General features: G+C 45.6%; 15 protein-coding genes. 7 read left to right on the plus strand and 8 right to left on the minus strand.

Annotation, left to right across the window (positions count from 1 at the left end):
* The first annotated feature begins 59 nt into the window (after window positions 1-59).
* Window positions 60-185 (plus strand): hypothetical protein, encoded by a 126-nt coding sequence (locus tag AC0VYA_RS11780; protein WP_301547043.1) that lies wholly within the window; start codon window positions 60-62, stop codon window positions 183-185.
* Window positions 186-862: 677 nt separating this feature from the next.
* Window positions 863-1,267 carry a DUF1801 domain-containing protein gene (locus AC0VYA_RS11785; RefSeq protein ID WP_475488381.1) on the plus strand — a complete coding sequence of 135 codons (405 nt, stop codon included), beginning with the start codon at window positions 863-865 and terminating at the stop codon, window positions 1,265-1,267.
* An 89-nt stretch (window positions 1,268-1,356) separates the two neighbouring features.
* Here the strand turns inward: AC0VYA_RS11785 and AC0VYA_RS11790 are convergent, their stop codons facing one another.
* Both AC0VYA_RS11790 and AC0VYA_RS11795 read right to left on the minus strand, forming a co-directional pair.
* Entirely contained in the window at window positions 1,357-3,666 is a 2,310-nt protein-coding gene (locus tag AC0VYA_RS11790; protein ID WP_475488382.1) for an exonuclease domain-containing protein, read from the minus strand.
* A 46-nt stretch (window positions 3,667-3,712) separates the two neighbouring features.
* Window positions 3,713-4,198 (minus strand): CIA30 family protein, encoded by a 486-nt coding sequence (locus AC0VYA_RS11795; RefSeq protein WP_475488383.1) that lies wholly within the window; start codon window positions 4,196-4,198, stop codon window positions 3,713-3,715.
* 371 nt (window positions 4,199-4,569) lie between these two features.
* Here AC0VYA_RS11795 and AC0VYA_RS11800 point away from each other — a divergent pair, with 371 nt between their 5' ends.
* Complete coding sequence (locus AC0VYA_RS11800) at window positions 4,570-5,676, plus strand: DUF2891 domain-containing protein (RefSeq protein WP_475488384.1); 1,107 nt, start codon at window positions 4,570-4,572, stop codon at window positions 5,674-5,676.
* Between the two features lie 147 nt (window positions 5,677-5,823).
* Here the strand turns inward: AC0VYA_RS11800 and AC0VYA_RS11805 are convergent, their stop codons facing one another.
* On the minus strand, window positions 5,824-6,798 hold the full coding sequence (locus AC0VYA_RS11805; RefSeq protein ID WP_475488385.1) for an HPP family protein: 975 nt from the start codon (window positions 6,796-6,798) through the stop codon (window positions 5,824-5,826).
* 229 nt (window positions 6,799-7,027) lie between these two features.
* Entirely contained in the window at window positions 7,028-7,687 is a 660-nt protein-coding gene (locus AC0VYA_RS11810; protein WP_475488386.1) for a hypothetical protein, read from the minus strand.
* 343 nt (window positions 7,688-8,030) lie between these two features.
* On the opposite strand from AC0VYA_RS11810, the gene AC0VYA_RS11815 reads away from it, so the two are divergent.
* Complete coding sequence (locus AC0VYA_RS11815; RefSeq protein WP_475488387.1) at window positions 8,031-8,996, plus strand: DUF4862 family protein; 966 nt, start codon at window positions 8,031-8,033, stop codon at window positions 8,994-8,996.
* Between the two features lie 121 nt (window positions 8,997-9,117).
* On the plus strand, window positions 9,118-9,405 hold the full coding sequence (locus AC0VYA_RS11820; protein ID WP_475488388.1) for a hypothetical protein: 288 nt from the start codon (window positions 9,118-9,120) through the stop codon (window positions 9,403-9,405).
* A gap of 199 nt (window positions 9,406-9,604) precedes the next feature.
* Here the strand turns inward: AC0VYA_RS11820 and AC0VYA_RS11825 are convergent, their stop codons facing one another.
* Together AC0VYA_RS11825 and topA are read right to left on the minus strand one after the other, a co-directional pair.
* Window positions 9,605-10,159, minus strand: a complete 555-nt coding sequence (locus AC0VYA_RS11825) for a DUF2058 family protein (RefSeq protein WP_473480930.1) — start codon at window positions 10,157-10,159, stop codon at window positions 9,605-9,607.
* Between the two features lie 114 nt (window positions 10,160-10,273).
* Entirely contained in the window at window positions 10,274-12,913 is a 2,640-nt protein-coding gene (gene topA, locus AC0VYA_RS11830) for a type I DNA topoisomerase (RefSeq protein WP_475488389.1), read from the minus strand.
* 315 nt (window positions 12,914-13,228) lie between these two features.
* Here topA and astB point away from each other — a divergent pair, with 315 nt between their 5' ends.
* Window positions 13,229-14,569, plus strand: coding sequence for an N-succinylarginine dihydrolase (astB, locus tag AC0VYA_RS11835; protein WP_475488390.1), 1,341 nt, complete (start codon window positions 13,229-13,231; stop codon window positions 14,567-14,569).
* 122 nt (window positions 14,570-14,691) lie between these two features.
* On the opposite strand, the gene AC0VYA_RS11840 is transcribed toward astB, so the two are convergent.
* A complete protein-coding gene (locus tag AC0VYA_RS11840) occupies window positions 14,692-16,875 on the minus strand; it encodes an Ig-like domain-containing protein (RefSeq protein ID WP_475488391.1) in 2,184 nt (727 codons plus the stop codon).
* Window positions 16,876-17,000: 125 nt separating this feature from the next.
* On the opposite strand from AC0VYA_RS11840, the gene AC0VYA_RS11845 reads away from it, so the two are divergent.
* Window positions 17,001-18,350, plus strand: coding sequence for a dicarboxylate/amino acid:cation symporter (locus AC0VYA_RS11845; RefSeq protein WP_011575156.1), 1,350 nt, complete (start codon window positions 17,001-17,003; stop codon window positions 18,348-18,350).
* A gap of 117 nt (window positions 18,351-18,467) precedes the next feature.
* Here the strand turns inward: AC0VYA_RS11845 and AC0VYA_RS11850 are convergent, their stop codons facing one another.
* Complete coding sequence (locus tag AC0VYA_RS11850; RefSeq protein WP_475488392.1) at window positions 18,468-19,703, minus strand: lipoprotein-releasing ABC transporter permease subunit; 1,236 nt, start codon at window positions 19,701-19,703, stop codon at window positions 18,468-18,470.
* Between the last annotated feature and the right edge of the window lie 10 nt (window positions 19,704-19,713).

Raw genomic sequence — 19,713 nt, forward strand, 5'->3', positions numbered from 1 at the left:
CAGTATATGTCGAATTCAAATAACTTTAATTAATTTTTAGGGTGCAATTAGGATGCAACATGTGTGGAAGGCTTAATGTGATAGACAATGAGTTCGTTCAAGGCTTATGCGTCACCCTAGGTATCGATTTAACGATGACGCCGTTAGCGCCCAATCGGTTTATTCGCGCTGCAAGCGACGCGTAAATCATCCGCGAGCTTGAGGGTCAGCGTTTGTTTCAAAAAGCAACGTGGTGGCTGTTACTTGAACCGAGAGACACCGGCTTCAAACCCTCCAAATTTACCAGTTTTAATCCCCGCTACGATAAGCTAAATATACCCCGAACAGCTGGGTACCAACCTTTTAGGACGGCCCGTTGCATCATCGTTGCCAAAGGGTTTGGAGAAACTGAATTCGAACAGCGAGGTAATAAAAACATACCTAAGCACTACATGACGTTATTGCGCACAAAGGCGCTATCGCGTTTGGGGGCTTATACAAAAATATATCAACAAACAAAGCGCTGAGGTCAGCCTTGGCTGTTCAATTGTCACCCTGGCCTCACACCCTAAACTGGCGAATATTCACAGCACGTCAAGTCCCTTGATGCTGCCGCAGGAGGATACCTTAGATGCTTGGTTAGATACCCATTATCAGCAGATAGACAGCAAGTAGACAATTTCAACCACCTACTGCCCCCTAGAATAAGGCAAGACTAGTTTGCCACTGAGATAAATACGCCGAGCTTATACCAAGCTATTGGGTCGCCTAGCGTGATCCAGCGTGACATAATGTAATTTGTAACCCCTGTCATCTGGCGTTGAATGTCAACGGGACTTGGTTCTATCGGCCAACGTTAAGCAGAGTGGAGAAACCCTACATTATGACCATCGTCATTTCTGATAAGTATCCTAAAATCGCCAGAGCGCAGTTCAGCGCTATTCGAAGTGAAATACGGGATATTGCTAAGGTGCATAACTTAGGTAAAGTGGAAGAGTCGCTAAAATGGGGCGAGCCAAGTTTTTCAGTAAAAGGTGGCAGCCCTATCCGCATCGATTGGAAAGACAAAACACCAGAGCTCTTCAACGTTTATTTTCACTGCCAAACTCGGCTAATAGACACATTCAAAGAGGTGTATCCAAACAGTTTTACTTATCAGGGCAATCGCGCACTTAGTCTTCCTTTAACCAAAAGCATTTATGACACCCCATTAAACCAGTGCTTGTTAATCGCGATGACCTATCACAAGGTAAAACACTTACCACTACTGGGCGCGCAACCTACTTAAGCAGCGGGCGTTCTGCTATTCCTCAAACTCAACGCGCCATACTTACCCGTTACCAAGAAAGCTCACGGACCAGCACACGCAGGCAAGCGTTATACTGTGTGTTTTTTCTCGTTCACCATGATCAGTAGCTCAGCAGCAGCTTGAGCATCACATAAGGCTCGGTGATGATTATCAAGAGACAATCCGTATTCTTTGCTTAATTTACCCAACGAATAAGATGGTGAGCCAGGAAAATACTTACGCATTTCGCGCACTGTGCATAGCTTGGGCATAGAGAACGCTCTTTCTAATCGCCCGTATTCCAACTTAAAAAAGCCATAGTCGAAATTCACGTTGTGAGCCACAAAAATACAGTCTTGCATAAACGCCTCTAAATCATCTATAACTTCGCAAAAAAGTGGCGCGTCTTCGACCATATCATTACTGATCCCCGTCAAACGGGTAATAAAATGCGGCACCCGTCTTTCAGGGTTGATAAGGCTACTCCAGCTGTCGACCACCCTGGAGTCAATCACTTTAACCGCGCCGATTTCAGTAATGCGATGCCCCGGCTTGCATCCTCCTGTCGTTTCAACGTCAACCACGACATAGGGTTGTTGGGGGTTGTAACGCCACTCTACTTGACACACCCCGACGTTAAACCCGGCATTTTGCAATGCGTCGATACTCACCAGCTGATTGGCGCGAAGTTGATCCCCCGGCGCTTTCACCTCTTCAAAGCGCAGTTGCTGATTTTCAATCACCATTAAATCTGGGTAACCATCTTTTAACCCTTGGTAGTTTTTCGCCATTGCTCTTAAGTGGTCCGCTACCCATTGCCCGTTTACATGTCGTAAGAATACGCCAATGATCTCAAGCATCTTGGGGTGCCAACGAAATATACCATTAGGCTGGCCATAGTATCGACTTGCAACTTGCGTTAGGTATGCCATGGCATGGCTGGATACGCTGTTTATCTGGTGCTTGTGTTGGGGCTGGGGCTGGGGTTGAGATTGACATTGAGTGAACAGCACTAAGCGCGCTTCCACCTGAGCACCTAACTCATCGTACAGACAGTTTTCTTTTATCAGGCGTGGTCTGCGGTCAAACTCTGAGCCCGTTGCGCGCTCGGCCTCGTTAAACAATTCATGCCAAAACGTTAAACCAAATAGTGCCCTGAATAAGCGATTTTCGGTTCTATAGGCGAAAATATTTGCGGGCAATTGGGCTGGGGTTTGATCAAGAGATTCAGCCTGAAGCGCGCATTGCTGTTTACCCCCATGCGCAGCATTATCCACGCATAGATTTTGCCCCTCGTAGTAGCGTTTTACGCCTAATTCCACGCGATCTTTGTACACTTCATCAATGTAAAGTTTGTGACTGTGCTCACGTAAACGCTGGGTACGCACGCTTAACTTTGCTTGATTGAACTTACGTTGGTAAAAGTCAAACGCGAACAAACTTAGTTCGTCGTCTTTCGGTGCATCAAGTATCGCTTCAAGGGCCAACTTGGCGCGCTCTTTATCAAATTTATAGGTTTCCCTGATCAAGCGCTCTTGTGCTTTTTGGTGTGAAGATAAACGCCAAAATGCCAGCGCTTGTGTTTTAGCGTTCTCACTATCAATGGCTAGTAGGGCGCAGCCCAGCTCGTACCAAAAGTGTGCAGCATATTCATTGGCTGTAATCCCTACGGGCGTTTGTTGTAATTCTTGCTGTTGCGCAAATTCAGTCAGTCCTTCGGGGCACAGAGATCCCAAACGCTGTTTTTGCTGAGCAAAATAGAAGGCACTTTGGGCTTCTTCAATACCATCAAAGCGAGGGCCTTGCTGCTTAGATTTATTGCGCGTTTTGAGGACGCCCAAGTCCCGCATGGAGAACTTGTCTAGCGCGCTGTTGAGATTGCCAAAAAATAAAAACAGTAAGTATTGCCACTCATCAACGAATGTTTTTACTTTGAAATCGTCGCATAAGGTATGTTGGGTGATTGCCTCAGCGCTAAGCGTACGGGCTAGCGTTAATAAAACGGCTTTGGCAGCACTTTTTTTAAACGTTACCTGTTGCGAGCTTAATAATTCGATCAATTGCGCCTTGTTCAGCGTATCGAGAAAGGGACTGACATCGCTGGTAACAACCGAACGTAACACGCCACAGTCAGTGAGTATCGCTAGCTCCCGTTGGCAGTCTTCAATTTCCCCGTAGGTTAAGGTACTGCAGGCGATGAACAGGCCTTTTCGATTTACCACGCGCACAAACATGCATTGGGTGTTGTGCGCTAATTGCTCAAAGCGCTGAATAAAATCGTGATGTGCTGGCAATAATAATGCCGCGCAATGGGTCTGCGTATAAGCGAGGAACTCGTTAAAATGATCAAGGTAGTATTTCTCAGGCAATATTAGACCTGATTTCACGGGGCTTTGCATATAGGTTACGTTCTACTGAGGTATACGGGTTCTGGCACTGGCAGTCTTATCGTTCATGTAGAGTGATACTGTCAATCAATAAACAAAAGTCACCCTCTTGGCGATCGCTAATCAAAAAGCCCAGCTGTTTCACATCTAACCAATTCAGTGGTGGGGCCTCAAGCACTTTTTTGCCGCGCAACGTTGCCTTAAACTCACTCAATTTAAAGCGGAACGTTTGCCATTCATTCGCTTCAGTGGTGAACCCGACACCATAAGATGGCGCGCCTTTTTCAATACCTGCTTTCAATCGAAACTGATAGCGCTTGCCATCACCCATAACTCGAATCGACACCTGAGTTTCGTGAGGCACGTTTGATACAAATACTCGCCGATTTACGGAGGCAAAACCACCATTGTTCTCAAGTGAAACATGCCCGCTGAACACAGCGAGTTTGTCAACATGGGATAACTGTGACTTTGATACGCCACCCATTACGCCATCGTTTACCGATTGCCAACAGTCATTTTCATTAATTTTAAAAAGATTCATCGGTGACGCGCTCACTTTCTATTATCTATTGCTTATCGCCTATTTCAACAGGCCAATATTTTCATACAGTGGTTTATACAGTATTTTAACCAGCTTTACTGTTTTGACGCAAGTTGTGAATGCATATTTGCTAATCGGAAACTATGCGCAGCTGTGAGAGTTAGCGTTTATACGCTGAAGCGGCTTATAGGTTCATCATCGTATTTATAGTGCATTGCTGCTCTTTGCAGGATGGGTCAAGTACCCGAGTATTCGCTCGTTCATTGATTCATTCTTTTTGCCAGTACCAGCGCTGCAGATTGACCACGTGTTGCAACGCCCATACGCAGCGAGTATTCTACGTTTAACGATTCCAAAAAATAAGATTTTTCATGAAAATCAAAGCCATGAGTTTGTCCATTGCGATGTACTGCGTCATCGCCTTCGCAGCGCAAAATGACCAAATAATAGCACCGAGCGAAGACCAAGTGACCGATCGTTTTGCCGAACTTGCCCTTGAATGTGTGCACAAAGAATACCCCAACATCATAAAGCACATGATGACGAGCAAAGACGACGTCAAAACGCCCAAAGCGTTGTACCCTGCTTTTTACGGGTGTTTCGATTGGCATTCATCTGTACATGGCCATTGGTTGCTGACACGTATTGCCAGTCAGTACCCAGACTCAGCGCATTATCAGGATATAATGACAAGTTTGAGTCAAAGCTTTAGCCAAGCCAATATTCAGGGTGAGCTGGCTTATTTTAATCGTGAAGGCACAGGCACCAGTTTTGAGCGCCCTTATGGCTTGGCGTGGTTCTTACAGCTAACCACTGAATTACGTGAGTGGGACGACCCGCAAGCGAAAAAATGGCTAGCAACGCTTGGGCCACTGGAAGATAAAATCGTCGCGAACGTCAGCGACTGGCTACCCAAATTGTCATTTCCGATCCGTGTGGGCGAGCACAGCCAAACCGCGTTTGCCTTTGGTCTAATGTTAGACTGGAGTGAAACAGCGAACAATAGCGCCTTTAATCAACTGCTTAAAAGCACCGTAAGCCGTTTATACGCCAATGATGTTAATTGCCCATTAGCATATGAACCATCGGGCCAAGATTTCTTATCACCCTGCATTGCGGAGGCCGATTTAATGCGCCGCATTTTACCGCCCAGCGAATATGCGACTTGGTTAACATCATTTTTGCCGTCGATCCCCAAAAATGGAGACAGCCACTGGATGAGCGTAGCCACTGTCACAGATAAAAGTGACGGTAAACTCGCCCATCTGGATGGCCTAAACCTGAGCCGAGCGTGGATGCTAGAGGGAATTGCATCGGCGCTGCCAGCAGACGATAAACGAGTAGCCGCTATCCAAAGTGCAGCTCAGAAGCATCATCAAGCCGGCATAAATTCGGTGATCCACGATATGCACTATATGGGCAGTCACTGGTTGGGCAGCTTTGCGACGTACCTAACGACCGAGCGAGGGTTGCGTTAAATTACAGCGTTTTGTGCCTCGAAAGTGCAATTGTATATCACACTCACTTGGCGCCTATATATATAAAATTAGATGAAATAAAAGCGCAGTCAGTAGTAATACACTTTTATGAAGCTGACTGCTGTTACTCGATGGATAACGGGGTGCTTATTCCTCTACTTTCACCCATTGCTGATTATGTTTTTCCACTTCAAAACGCGCCCATGTGTGAAACTCGCGGCGTAAACACATATGTGTCTCATAACCACCATCACCAGCTAACACTTTGTATATTACCTTGTCTTTACTGGCATGAGTGTTTGCCGGTGCTGCATCAACGACCTGGCGAATACTCCACAATCGGCCCAATTTGCCATTACTGTATATACGCCCCGCGATAATACGGGATGGATGCGTGGTATTTTTTTCAGCATGCTTTTTGGCTAACTCCAATAAGTCCGTCAAGCCATCTGGGGTGATATCCACGTATGAATCTAACTCTTGCATAGCAGCGGCAAAATCTTCTTGGGTTAATTCATGCTCCCGCTCGGCCGATGGGGTACTAGCGCCTCTTTTTAGCTTGTGAGAAAGGTGCACCGGATAACGTCGCCAATCAAATAAACCATTAAACGCCAATGTAATAAGCATAATGACGATTAGGTTCAGCCCCAATGGCAACCATAAAAAATCATACCCCAAGGCGTTGATGTCTGCCCCGCCAACCACGATTGTAAGCGCAGTTGCTCCGCCAGGGGGATGAATGCAACGTAAGTAATACATAGCTCCTATTGCGCCGCCCACAGCAAAAGCGGCAACCCAAGACCCATGCCCTAGAAACTTTACGCTGGTTATCGCCAGCACAGCTGAAATGAGGTGCCCACCGATAACAGCCCACGGCTGCGAAAGCGCCCCGTGAGGCACAGCAAATAGCAAGACGGCGCTTGCCCCCATCGAAGCGATGATCATAATACTACTATGCATTGTTAACAGTTGTGCTTGCACTACAAAATGCATGACCCACATTATCCCAGCGATCCCTAAAGTACCCCCTAAGGCGGATATGATTTTTTCATTGTGACTGGTGGTATTAGCAGAAATGCCAAGTAGATGTCTAAGCTCGTAAAAAAAAGAATGTAGGCGCATTAAAAAATAGAATATTTAAATTTGAGCGGGGGATCTTAGTAAAAAACACGCTCTAAAGGCAAGACATTCGCTATACCTGCTGAGTGTAAGTTAGCTGTTTAAGATCTGTATTTGTTACGCTCATGCTTTTAAAGCGGCAATTAACAGAATATATCACTGCCCCTGTGGCAAATAACCGCCGCCTACGAATTGCCTAATGAGATACAATAAGTTGCAGTCTGACAACGCATTAATCCTCCTCTTCACTTAACCCCAATGTTTTTTTCACCTGCTCAAACAAGCCATCTGACTCCCCGCGAGAGGCTAAAGAGAGCCCCGCATCCGATAAATAAAAACTGTCCAGTGAAAACAAGTAATCTCGGCTTTGTGTTAAGTACGTGACTACGTCGTCTTCATGCACGTCGGCTTCTTGTAGTTGTTTTGCATATTCCTGAGACTGTCCAAGTTCGTAAAATTCTGACAACGAATTTAAATCATCTAGCTTACTTTGCAGCCTGGGGTTTCTATCGAGGTATTGTTGGAGCTGAGCGAGGCCTTTGTGTTCAGGGTCATGTTCGCTGCTAACGACCCATGCCCCCTCTTCTTGGGTGAGCTTAACATCAAAAGTAAGACCTAAACTTTTCGCTGTATCTGTGAGATCTTCAGTGACCCCGCGCATGTTGAAGCTAAGCATGTTATCTAGCGTTTGTAGATTAATGCCGTTCTCACCTGATTTTAAACGCGCTAACGCGTCATCAATGTTTCCGTTTGCTAAATTACTTTGCACATCAGACAATCCAGCAGAAATATTATTTTTCTGGGCATCTACCACACCTTGTAATGCGGCATCTGCGTCACTAGCGTTGTTAAGGTAGTCAAACAAAGTGGTCTTTGATTGTTGGATTTGCATTGCGTTGATTCCTAGATTTGCCCAAATAAAACAAAGTGGTATTTTACCGTTAGCACGCCGTGATAAATTGGCAGAGCTGCTAACGCTTATACGCATACCTAATACTGAAAATAGTGCAAACCTTGAGCCAATTGTGACAGAGACAACGTCCTTAGTCTTGAATCAGCCACACCCTGCTCATTGATACTGCAAGACGCCCTCAACACTGTGTTTAATACAAGCTCCTTATCTCAGCGAAGTATCTTTACACTTAGCGCGCGTATGTGGCTATTCGCAAGCATCTTCCTTCATGCTAAAGTTGGATAAACACCTGTTTCCCTTCACTTTTCAAAAAGGAATTCACATGAATTATTTTGTCGGCTCCTACGCCACCTCCCCTGCGTGGGAACAGTGGGACGCTGAAGCTGAACACGCTTATTTTACTAAGCTAAAGGCTCTTAAAAATGTGCAAGGTTTAGAGCACCCCTTCACCGGCTCGTTACATCCCCATGATGACGATTGGTTTATCGCTAACGTGAGTCCTGATTGGCAATTTGTATTTACCTGCGTGCCGGGCATCATGGGTGCATTGGGTAAAAACCCACACTTTGGCATCGCATCAGATGATAAAGCTGGTCGCCAAGACGCCCTCGCCTTTATGCAAAGAGCCTGCGATGCCATTGGCAAGTTAAATAAAGGCCTTGGCCGCAAGGCTGTTAAAGCCATTGAAATACAAACGGCTCCAGATCGAAGCAAAGCTGAGGGCTCGGCGAAATCTTTGCAGGCTTCATTAGAAACCATGCTCAGCTGGGATTGGCACGGCGCCGATATTGTCATTGAACACTGCGACGCACTTGTACCTGAGCACGACCACGCTAAAGGCTTCTTGTCACTTGACGATGAAATAGCGGTCATAAATGAACTTAATGCAGCAAACAATGCCAACCTAGGGCTACTCATCAACTGGGGGCGTTCAGCCATTGAAAGCATGAGCACTGAAGGCGTGTTAGCGCATATTGAACACGTTAAGGCTCACGATTTGCTCAAAGGCTTGATGTTCTCCGGTGTTACAGACCAAGATTCACCTTATGGCATTTGGAAAGACACGCACATGCCTGCAGCGAAAAACTCAACTGTTGATTTTGGCGCTGAGCATTCATTGTTGACAGAAGAAGAAATCCATCGCTCATTAGCGGCCTGTGGAGAGGCATTAACCCATGACTCGATTGTCGGTATAAAACTCGGTATTCGCCCCAAAGACGCGCCGCTTGAGCCTCGCGTGGGCTATAACCAATCTGCGTTGGCGATGATTGATAGATTTTTCAAGTAAGCAGTTTAATTGATTATGTTTCAGCTCAGCTAGCTATTACGTTTAGCCGTTTTCGATAGACGGCTGTAAACTGTGCACTTATAGGGTTTAGCCAACACACTCTTAACGTCAAAGGTGGCTCATGGAAGAAATAAAAGTAACTTGGGTTCAAGCAGCGCGCATTTGGTGGAGCTGGGCTTGGCGTTTTTTGATTTGGACGGTACCCACCGCTGTATTTTTCGGTTTTACTATCGGCTTCGCGCTGGCCTTTCTTGGCTTATCTATCGAGCCTTTTACCCCTTATATTCAAGGGTTCGGAGCCGCTCTTGGAATCTTTTTTGGTATTTTCGCCATGAAAAACATTATGGGTAAGCAATTTAATGGCTTTAAAATTATGCTGGTAAAAACCCGTGACGAGAAAGACTTCTAGACTGGTACTATCATAGGAAGTAATTAGTAACTGCAAAGTAAAACCAGCGACGGACTCCCTGCGCAGCACTTTACATAACGTCACCTCAAATACCGTAAAGTGAAGTACCGTCACCTTAACTAAGTTGCTGTGGCGCAGACATGCCACACATTCATCAAAAAGCGCTATCCACAGATAGCACTATTTGGCATTCCCCCAGTTACCAACTCAAATCATCTGGAATTTCGTAGTCGGCGTACCAGTCTTCATCTTCACTGTTCTTGGCTTTTTCTTCTGGCAGAATATCGGCGCGATACAGTACGTAACTTTCATCTCGTTCAGCAATTTTATCTGCCACCGGCATAGGAATAAGTTCATACACGTCATTGAGTTTAACGATCGCAAGCTGGCCTTGAGTAATTTGGGTATGGATGTTTTTATCAACATAAATACGCTTTATTACATTATTATCACTGAAGTTACATGCAATATCGCCCACTTTACGCGATTGTTTGTTGACGTTAATCATCTGCACAATTTGTGCTTGAACCGCTTTTTTCTCTGCTTCAGCTTTGGCCTTTTGGTTCAACTCTCTATCACGGGCTTTCTTTTGCTCGGCGGCTTTTTCAGCGGCAATTTTACTTTCGTTGGTTTGTTGAACATTGTGATTCTTTTTCTCTTTTGCTTGTTTGTGCTTTTGCTGGCGCACTTGCTTCGCTTTTTTCTTGTCAGCGAGGCCTGCTTGTAAAAGTTGTTCTTGGAGTGACAATGCCATACTCGTGCCTATTGGTTTTGTAGAATGCATAAAGCCGGCAAGATAAGTTACCGGCTTTTTATTATGGGTAATCAATACTTTATTATAAGTAATGAGGACTGGGTTTCAAAAGCGCTATTTTGCTTTTTTACGCTTATCTTCTACCGTCCATTTGTTATCTGTGTACCAAGCGGACCAGCCAGTGGCTTTGCCCTCTTCGTTTTCACTCATAACATATTGTTGCTTGGTTTTACGACTGTAGCGCACGAGCGTGTCGTTACCGTCAGGATCTTTAGCCGGCGCATCCGCCAAATAATAAAACTTAGGTGAAATGCGATCCCTAAAGCGCGCTAATTCAGCCACAAGCGGCGCGCGAGTTTCCCGTGATTTAGGGAAATTATGCGCTGCCATGAATATACCCGAGGCACCGTCACGCAATACAAAATGCGCATCTGATTTAGTACACTCTAATTCAGGCAAATCCACTGGGTCTTCTTTAGGCGGCGCAGCTTCACCGTTTCGCAGTAACTTACGGGTGTTCTTACATTCTTCGTTAGTGCAACCAAAGTACTTTCCGAAGCGGCCGTTTTTAAGCTCCATGTTTGAACCACATTTGTCGCACTCGATAATGGGGCCGTCATAACCTTTTATTTTGAACGTGCCTTCTTCAACTTCGATACCAGGGCACGTAGGCGTATTACCACACACATGCAGTTTACGAGTTTCATCCACCAAGTAGCTGTCCATGGCGGTAGCACAAATCGGACAACGTCGTTTCGCTCTCAGTAACTCAGTCTCAAGCTCTTCTTCGTCATCTACCTTGATAACTTCGTCACCAGAGGTGAGGTTCATGGTTCCAGTGCAGCGCTCTTTCGGTGGTAAGTTATAACCAGAGCAACCTAAAAACACACCGGTACTGGCGGTACGCACGTTCATTGGGCGACCACATTTGGGGCAGGCAATATCTGTTGGTACCGCTTGGTTTAAGCGCATACCGCCGTCTTCGGGATCTTTTTCCGCTAGGTGCAGCTTCTGTTCAAAATCACCGTAAAAATCATTGAGTACGTCTTTCCACGAGACTTTGCCGTTGGCAATTTCATCTAGCTCTTGTTCCATCTTGGCGGTGAAATCAAAACTCAGCAGATTATCAAAATTCTCCAGCAAGCGATCGTTGACTATTTCACCCATTTTTTCAGCATAGAAACGCTTACTCTCAAGCCGCACATAACCGCGATCTTGGATGGTAGAAATGATACTAGCGTAGGTTGATGGGCGACCAATACCGCGTTTTTCCAGTTCTTTTACCAAGGATGCTTCATTAAAACGAGCCACAGGTTTAGTAAAATGCTGCTTCGGATCAAGTTGTTTAAGATTAAGACTTTCGCCTTCTTTTACATCCGGCAACAAGAAGTCTTCTTCGCCTTTTTTACGCTGAGGGTTTTGTACTTTAGTCCAACCGTCGAACTTCAACACGCGACCTTTTGCGGTCAACTCATAACCATTAGCTGATACGCGAATGGTGCTCGCATCGTATTTTGCAGGTGTCATTTGACAAGCAACAAACTGACGCCAAATAAGCTCGTATAAGCGCTGCGCGTCACGTTCCATTTCAGATAAAGACTCTGATTTAAGCAGCACATTTGACGGGCGGATAGCCTCGTGAGCTTCTTGAGCACCTTCTTTGCTACCGTACTTTAGGGCATTTTCTGGTAAGTATTTATCACCAAAATTCTCGCCGATGTAATCACGACAGGCATCGACCGCTTCTTTGCTCAAATTGGTTGAGTCGGTACGCATATACGTGATGTGACCCGCTTCATACAAGCGTTGAGCCATCATCATGGTCTTCTTTACACCAAAGCCTAAGCGCGTGCTGGCGGCTTGTTGCAAAGTTGAGGTTATAAAAGGTGCTGATGGACGAGATTGAGTCGGTTTTGAATCACGACTCACAACCTTGTAATCAGCCCCTTCTAAATCGGATAATGCCGCATCTGTTTGCGCTTTATTGACCGGCTTAAATGCTTTGTCATTGTATTTAGCAACTTGCATACGCAGGTCACTTTGTTTTGCCGTGACTAGGTCCGCGTGCACGTCCCAAAACTCTTCGGGTACAAAGGCTTTAATTTCACGTTCACGCTCAACGACAAGACGTACAGCAACAGATTGAACACGACCAGCGGATAAGCCTCGAGCGACCTTTTTCCATAATAATGGCGACACCATGAAGCCCACAATACGGTCGAGGAATCGACGAGCTTGCTGTGCATTAACCCGCTCAACGTTGACTTTCCCAGGTTCAGAGAAGGCTTCTTGAATGGCGTTTTTGGTGATTTCGTTAAACACCACACGCTGATAATCTTTTGAGGGATCATCGATCAATTCTTGTAGATGCCAAGCGATGGCTTCCCCTTCTCTATCCAAATCCGTTGCGAGATAGATAGTGTCAGCATTTTTGGCTAACTTTTTAAGTTCGTTAACGACTTTTTCTTTACCGTTAAGGACCTCGTAATGGGCTTCCCAATCGTTTTTCGGATCGACGCCCATACGATCAACTAATTTGCGATATTCATGCTCGCGTAAATACGATTCACGCTTTTTTTCCGATAATAATTTTAGCTCTTTTGCCGGTTTTTTAGGCGGAACTTTGCCTAAAGCTTTCGTTGGAAGGTCTCGAACGTGGCCTACACTAGATTTAACAATAAAATCTTTTCCGAGATATTTATTAATTGTTTTCGCCTTTGCCGGTGATTCGACAATGACCAGAGACTTTGCCATATAATTAGTCTTAACCTTTGTATTTATTAGGGTTTTTAGATGAACCGTAGAAGAATTGTTCGTTCACCTCTATAAAATGCTTTTTAACATATATCGACAAAGTGAATAGAAAACAAGTTCTTCTTCATACTTATCCGATAATCGTCATACGTAAGCACGATTCACTGTTCATAAATTAATCACCTCGATTGGCAGCGACTTTAAAACCAGTATAATGCCGACCATGACACACCTAGATGAAGATGGAATGGTCATTTTCAAGGTCAACTTTTTCGCTTTTAGTTTAGCGAATACTGATGCGCACATGAGGATAGAATGAAGCAGTTTGAAGTGAATTTTGATGGACTCGTTGGACCAACCCACAACTATGCTGGTTTATCATACGGTAACGTTGCCTCGCTAAATAATGCGAGTGCACAGAGTAGCCCTAAACAAGCCGCTAAGCAGGGCTTGAAGAAAATGAAAGCCCTAGCTGACCTTGGTATGATTCAGGGCGTGTTGGCTCCTCAGGCGCGTCCTGACGTGGATGCGTTACGTCGTTTAGGCTTTTCCGGCTCTGACGCCAATGTTTTGCAGCAAGCTGCTAAGCAAGCCCCTGCTATATTTCAAGCCTGTTGTTCAGCATCTAGCATGTGGACAGCCAACGCCGCTACGGTTTCACCTAGTGCGGATACCGCCGATGGTAAGGTCCATTTTACTCCTGCGAATCTGACCAATAAATATCACCGCTCCTTGGAGCCCCAAGTCACTGGCAATATTCTCAAAGCCACATTTGCTAATCAGCAGTATTTCAGTCACCACAATCATTTGCCCGACAATGAGCATTTTGGTGATGAGGGCGCAGCAAACCATACGCGCTTGTGTCGTGAGTACGGCGAAAGGGGTGTCGAGTTATTCGTATATGGGCGTTATGCCTTTGATAAAAGCAAACCAGCACCGGTGAAATTCCCTGCTCGTCAAACATTTGAAGCCAGTCAAGCCGTTGCCCGCTTACATGGACTAAGTGACGACAACGTCGTGTTTATTCAGCAAAACCCAGATTTAATCGACCAAGGTGTTTTTCATAATGACGTGATTTCTGTGGGGAACCAAAATGTGCTCTTCTATCACGAGCAGGCTTTTCTGGATACGGATAAAGCATTCGCTGAAATCAAGCAAAAATACGGTGCGGGCGATTTACACTTTATCAAGGTAATGACAGAGCAAGTAAGTTTACAAGATGCCATAAAAAGCTACTTGTTTAATACCCAACTGGTGACACTGGCGAACGGCGAGATGGCGATCATCGCCCCTACCGATTGCGAAGAGAATCCTGCGGTTTCAGCTTATCTAAATGAGCTGGTTAGCCTAAATACGCCGATAAAACACATTCGCTACTACGATGTAAAACAAAGCATGCGAAACGGCGGTGGGCCTGCCTGTCTGAGGTTACGCGTAGCCATGAACGAGACTGAATTGGCCGCAGTAAATCAAAGCACTATGATGAATGATGCCCAGTTCGAACGCTTAAATAATTGGGTTGATAAACATTACCGTGACCGTCTATCGGTAGATGATTTGCGTGATGTCGCCTTGCTCAATGAGTCTCGTACAGCCCTTGACGAACTCACCCAGTTATTGAAACTCGGGTCGGTTTATCCGTTCCAAAAAGTCTAAAGCGTTGTCTTATTTTTTGGGAATTTAAAGCTGTTTAGGTTGTTTAAATCCATTAAAGAGAGCATAAAAAAAGCCCTATATCACGGTTGTGATATAGGGCTTTCTAGTTTGAAATGTTCTGTTTATAAAATGTCGTTGCAGTTGGCTGACTCACCATAAGGATTTGCGGGAGGTGCTGACGCTGAGTCTGTTAAATCGTCCGCTGCTACGCCTAAGCCATAATCATGTTGCTCAGATGACTCGCTGCCTTGAGATTCACCGTTAGCGGTAATGGATACGGTTGTCCATGCTCCAAACGCTTTTGGGTAACTAAGGGTAAATACTACCTGGCCATTTTCATCTGTCGTCCCCTGAGATTGAACTGCTACAACGTTGCCAGGTGTTAATTGTTCATCAGCGTTTATATCTTCACCTTCGTCAAGAATACCATTTCCGTTAACATCTTCGTTATCACACACCGCCGTAACATTTTTATTCCAAATGTTAGTAGTGGTATTAAACGTCCAGAATCCTTTCTCATACGTTCCCCCTTGTTTGAAAGACTTCGGCGGCGCTGAAAAGGTAATGTTGGCATTTTCCACCGGGTTAGAATCAGGGTCGGTTACAAACGCTGAGAACTCTTTTGTGTATGATGATTCAGTGGGCGATTGAATGGTATTGCCCGTACCAAAGACGATATCGAACGGCTTGTCACCCACCGTTAACAAAGTGAAGGCCGACACGCTTTGGGTATCATCTACTGTGCCGTACACCTTCACCCCTTCAAATGTGCTTAATGCATTTGAGGTATACACCGTTTTCGCAATGCCGCTTCTATCCGTTGTGGCTTGATTCGGTGAAATTTGCCCACCGCTCACATCATCCAGTAAAAAATTAATGGTTTTGCCTTTGACCAAATTGCCTCGAGCATCGCGCACCACTGCGCTAATGGTACTAATTTCACCTGTGGGGCCGATAGAGTCAGGTGTGGCATCCACTATGATGTTATCCGCTACCGTCGCAGCGAATTCTATTTGAGTGCGCGCCGTCACTTGATTGCCGTCACTGTCCGTGCCCGTCGCTGAAACCGTTGCAAACCCCGCATTATCAGATGAGATAGAGAAACTCACTAAGCCATCACTATCAGTATTTTTAGTACGCGTGGCTATGGCCCCTCTTGAGGTGGTCAACGTTACTTGAGCACCCGATACCGCAATGTTGTTTGATAACCACGTTAACCCAAGGGACTGAGCATCGTTCAGGTTAACTTCTTCAGTAGGCACACTGGTGAAACTAAAGTTATCCGCTTGAACCGCCAAGGTGAATTCACTCTCATCGTTTAGGGCACTGGCCGAAATCGTTTCAATTCCAGATGTATTGCCTGTATAAGTAACAGTGACTTGACCATTGGTGCCTGTCGTCGGTGTGGTGGTGCTTAACAGCCCGTTAGCAGCCGATAAGTTAACCTGCTGATTGGCTATACCATTGCCATCTGAGTCAAGTAAGCTAATGGTTAAATCAACGGGGTCGTTCAATATGACTGAACTTGGACCATCAATATTCACCGTGGTGCCTATAACAGATATCAATAAAGTCTGGCTCAATGTGCCACTTGTGGCTGTCACTTGAATATCACGATTCTGACGGTTATTTTGCGTCGTCAATGACGCCGTTGCTTGGCCATCATTGCCCGTTGTGCCCTGCGTAATCAGTAACGCCGCGTCAGCATCAGCTGAGAACACCACATCAACTCCTTCCATCAAAACGTTTTGCGCATTTTTAAGCAGTGCGATTAGCTCTATGCTGTCGGTGCCGCTTGAAGGCAATTGTACTGCACCTGCAAATAAGTCGAGCGAGCTGGGCTGCTCATTCACTTGTGTAGTGCCTTGTGAGGTAAAGGTTGTGCTAGCTGACTCTCCGCCAGTGAGGGTTGCTATAACCTCTCCAGAGCCTGAGCTCCCCCCCACCAATAAGGTTATGCTGGCCTCACCTGTTGTGCCGGTTGAAGCAGTACCTGAGTCATTATTAAAATCAGCTAAGCCTTCTGGGCTGAAGGTAAAGGTGACAAGCTTATCTGTCGCGATAGCCCCTGTATTGTCGGTTACCCGAGCAGTTAGCGTTAGCGGGGTATACGCACTTAGTTGCGAAGCAGTTTGCTGGTTTGAATCTGTTAAGGTCAAGGCAATTGAGTAGGTAGTGGTGTCGCTTGGGTTATCACCTGAGTTAGGTGTCTCGCCCCGGGTGATTGAATCAGAGCCGCCTCCCCCACAGGCAAATAAAGTAAACAATATAAGGCTGCTTAAAAGCAATCTTGTGCGTTGATACATACAAATAGTCCTTTGTTTTTAACAGTTAACCAATGCGGTGTGTCACACATATGAACATTTTAATTGTTCAGCTTATTGGGCAAACTTGCTAACCTATGGGCAATAATAATAAATTCAGGAAAATCATGAGCCAATCCCTCCCCTCCAACCCCGAAAAATTCAGTTTAACAGCCAGAATATTTTTCGGCATGCTGGCCGGTATCGTTATCGGTGGCCTTCTCCAGCAACTGTTTGATGATAGCGGAGATTTTTCGTTTAGTGTATTTGGGTTAGAGGTTTCTACGTATGGACTTTTAGTCGATGGTATATTTAATGTTGTCGGGCAAATTTTTATCGCCAGCCTCAAAATGCTTGTCGTGCCCTTGGTGTTTGTTTCATTGGTTTGCGGTACCGCAAGTTTGTCGGATCCCAGTAAACTAGGGCGTTTAGGCGGCAAGTCTATTCTGCTTTATATCGGCACAACCGCCATTGCCATTTCTCTAGCGGTTGGTTTTGCACTTTTGGTCTCCCCAGGTGAATCGATTAGCATGACCACGGACGCTGCCTATCAAGCAAAAGAGGCCCCGAGTCTTGGTCAAGTCATTATCAATATGATGCCTTCAAACCCAGTCAGCGCGATGGCCGAAGGTAATATGCTACAAATCATCGTGTTTTCGGTGTTATTCGGCGTGGCTATGTCGATGGCGGGGGAAGCAGGTAAACGTTTAACGTCTATGTTTGAAGATCTTAGCGAAGTGGTGATGAAACTGGTCACTATATTAATGAACCTAGCGCCATACGGCGTATTTGTTTTAATGGCCAAACTTTTCGCCACCATCGGTTTTGATACCATTGCCGGTTTGCTTAAATACTTCTTACTAGTGATGTTCGTACTAATGGTGCATGCGTTTGTGTCATACCCCATTATTTTGAAGCTTTTAAGTGGACTCAGTCCAATCATCTTACTGCGAAAGATGCGTGACGCAGCCATTTTCGCTTTTAGTACCTCAAGCAGCGGCGCGACCTTACCGGTTACGCTAGAAACGGCAACCAACAAACTTGGCGTTAAGCCTTCTGTTGCATCTTTCACCATTCCTCTTGGCGCGACAATAAACATGGATGGCACCGCGATTATGCAAGGCGTGGCGACGGTGTTCATCGCACAGGTTTATGGTATCGATTTATCCCTAGGCGATTACATGATGGTGATAGTGACCGCAACACTAGCATCCGTTGGAACAGCGGGTGTGCCTGGTGTTGGTTTGATCATGCTGGCCATGGTGCTACAACAAGTCAATTTGCCGGTTGAAGGCATTGCTTTAATTATCGGCGTTGATCGCCTACTCGATATGACACGCACCTCGGTTAACGTGACAGGTGACTGTATGGTGGCCTGCATCGTCGCCAAAAGTGAGGGAGAATTTGATATTGACAGATACAAGGATCCTGACGCAGGTAAAGAGGAAGAAACATTGCATTCGCCAAAAGCGAGTTAGCCGTTGCTCATCATGAGCGGCCGCTAACAATGCGAGCCATAGAATGATAAAAGGCAGTGCATTAAAAACGCACTGCCTTTTTTATGGTTAAGTTTTAAGGTTAAGCTATCTACCCTTCTAATGCCCCAAAACAGTGGCGGGGTTAACCCTAGCTGCCTTGCGCGCAGGATAAAGGGTTGCCAGCAAGGTCAATGCGATAGCGATGAAGCCGGTAATATAGACCTCATGCCATTTCAAGGCAGACGGTAAGAAGTTGATAAAGTAAATATCCCCGGATAAAAACTGAAAACCTGTTAGACGTTCAATACCTTGGGCGACCGAAGATAAATTTAACGCCATTAAAACGCCGCAAACCAAACCAATTACAGTGCCTATTAGGCCATTTATGAGGCCCTGGAGCATAAAAATCAGAATAATACTGCGGTCGGTTGTGCCCATTGTTTTGAGCATGGCAATTTCAGATTGCTTCTCGTTTACCGCCATCACTAACGTCGACACAATATTAAAACACGCCACACCTATCACAAGTATCAACGTGATATACACCACCACACGCACCAATTGAATATCTTGGTATAAGTGACCTTGGGTCCGAGTCCAATCAGACATGAAGACTTCATGGGGGAAACCATAACCGATCTCACGGGTAATCATGGGGGCGGCGAATGGGTCGTGATAGCGAAAACGCAGACCTTGCACGCCATGAGTGACCCCTAGGGTTACTGAGGCCAATGGCAAATGCATATAGCCAATGTGATTATCTAACTCACCGCCAATTTTAACTTCACCGACCACGGTTAACCAAAGTGTTTTAGGAGCCCGAATGGACAAGTCATCACTTAACTGAGGTAGCAGCAGTTTCACTTTATCGCCTAACGAAATACCCAGTTTAGCCATCGCTCCAGCCCCCAGCATTACGCCCTGCTGATTGGCGCTAAACACCTGCCATTGCTCGGCTGGTACACTGCTAAGCATGCCGTCATTTTCTGCGTACTTAGTATCGATGCCCACTAACTCAATGGCTTTCATTTTTTTGCCTTTCTGCAACATGCCCGTGGCCTTTGTGTAGGGCTGAACAGACTCAATGCGCGGGTCTGACTGTAAGGCTGTTACTTCTTTTTGCCAATCGGAAATACCCTGACTACTGACGGCATACAGTTCACCATGTGGAATGATTGATAAAAGTCGGTCTTTAAGTTCTCGTTCAAAGCCATTCATAACAGATAGCAACAAAATCAGTACGAAACAGCCTAAGGCTATGCCAAATGTTGACGAAGCAGAAATAAACGAAATGTAGCCATTTTGCTGCTTACTGCTGCGAAATCGCCACGCCAATTGAAAAATTAAATTCATCTAATTTCTA

It is taken from the genome of Paraglaciecola sp. QJM3NY_14, from assembly GCF_056173245.1.

Excerpts from the sequence above, each read along its gene's own strand:
- AC0VYA_RS11815 (WP_475488387.1), top strand. The coding sequence starts at position 8,031 with ATGAATTATTTTGTCGGCTCCTACGCCACCTCCCCTGCGTGGGAACAG.
- AC0VYA_RS11810 (WP_475488386.1), bottom strand. The coding sequence starts at position 7,687 with ATGCAAATCCAACAATCAAAGACCACTTTGTTTGACTACCTTAACAAC.
- AC0VYA_RS11825 (WP_473480930.1), bottom strand. The coding sequence starts at position 10,159 with ATGGCATTGTCACTCCAAGAACAACTTTTACAAGCAGGCCTCGCTGAC.
- topA (WP_475488389.1), bottom strand. The coding sequence starts at position 12,913 with ATGGCAAAGTCTCTGGTCATTGTCGAATCACCGGCAAAGGCGAAAACA.
- AC0VYA_RS11845 (WP_011575156.1), top strand. The coding sequence starts at position 17,001 with ATGAGCCAATCCCTCCCCTCCAACCCCGAAAAATTCAGTTTAACAGCC.
- AC0VYA_RS11840 (WP_475488391.1), bottom strand. The coding sequence starts at position 16,875 with ATGTATCAACGCACAAGATTGCTTTTAAGCAGCCTTATATTGTTTACT.
- AC0VYA_RS11795 (WP_475488383.1), bottom strand. The coding sequence starts at position 4,198 with ATGAATCTTTTTAAAATTAATGAAAATGACTGTTGGCAATCGGTAAAC.
- AC0VYA_RS11800 (WP_475488384.1), top strand. The coding sequence starts at position 4,570 with ATGAAAATCAAAGCCATGAGTTTGTCCATTGCGATGTACTGCGTCATC.
- AC0VYA_RS11820 (WP_475488388.1), top strand. The coding sequence starts at position 9,118 with ATGGAAGAAATAAAAGTAACTTGGGTTCAAGCAGCGCGCATTTGGTGG.
- AC0VYA_RS11780 (WP_301547043.1), top strand. The coding sequence starts at position 60 with ATGTGTGGAAGGCTTAATGTGATAGACAATGAGTTCGTTCAAGGCTTA.
- AC0VYA_RS11790 (WP_475488382.1), bottom strand. The coding sequence starts at position 3,666 with ATGCAAAGCCCCGTGAAATCAGGTCTAATATTGCCTGAGAAATACTAC.
- astB (WP_475488390.1), top strand. The coding sequence starts at position 13,229 with ATGAAGCAGTTTGAAGTGAATTTTGATGGACTCGTTGGACCAACCCAC.
- AC0VYA_RS11785 (WP_475488381.1), top strand. The coding sequence starts at position 863 with ATGACCATCGTCATTTCTGATAAGTATCCTAAAATCGCCAGAGCGCAG.
- AC0VYA_RS11850 (WP_475488392.1), bottom strand. The coding sequence starts at position 19,703 with ATGAATTTAATTTTTCAATTGGCGTGGCGATTTCGCAGCAGTAAGCAG.
- AC0VYA_RS11805 (WP_475488385.1), bottom strand. The coding sequence starts at position 6,798 with ATGCGCCTACATTCTTTTTTTTACGAGCTTAGACATCTACTTGGCATT.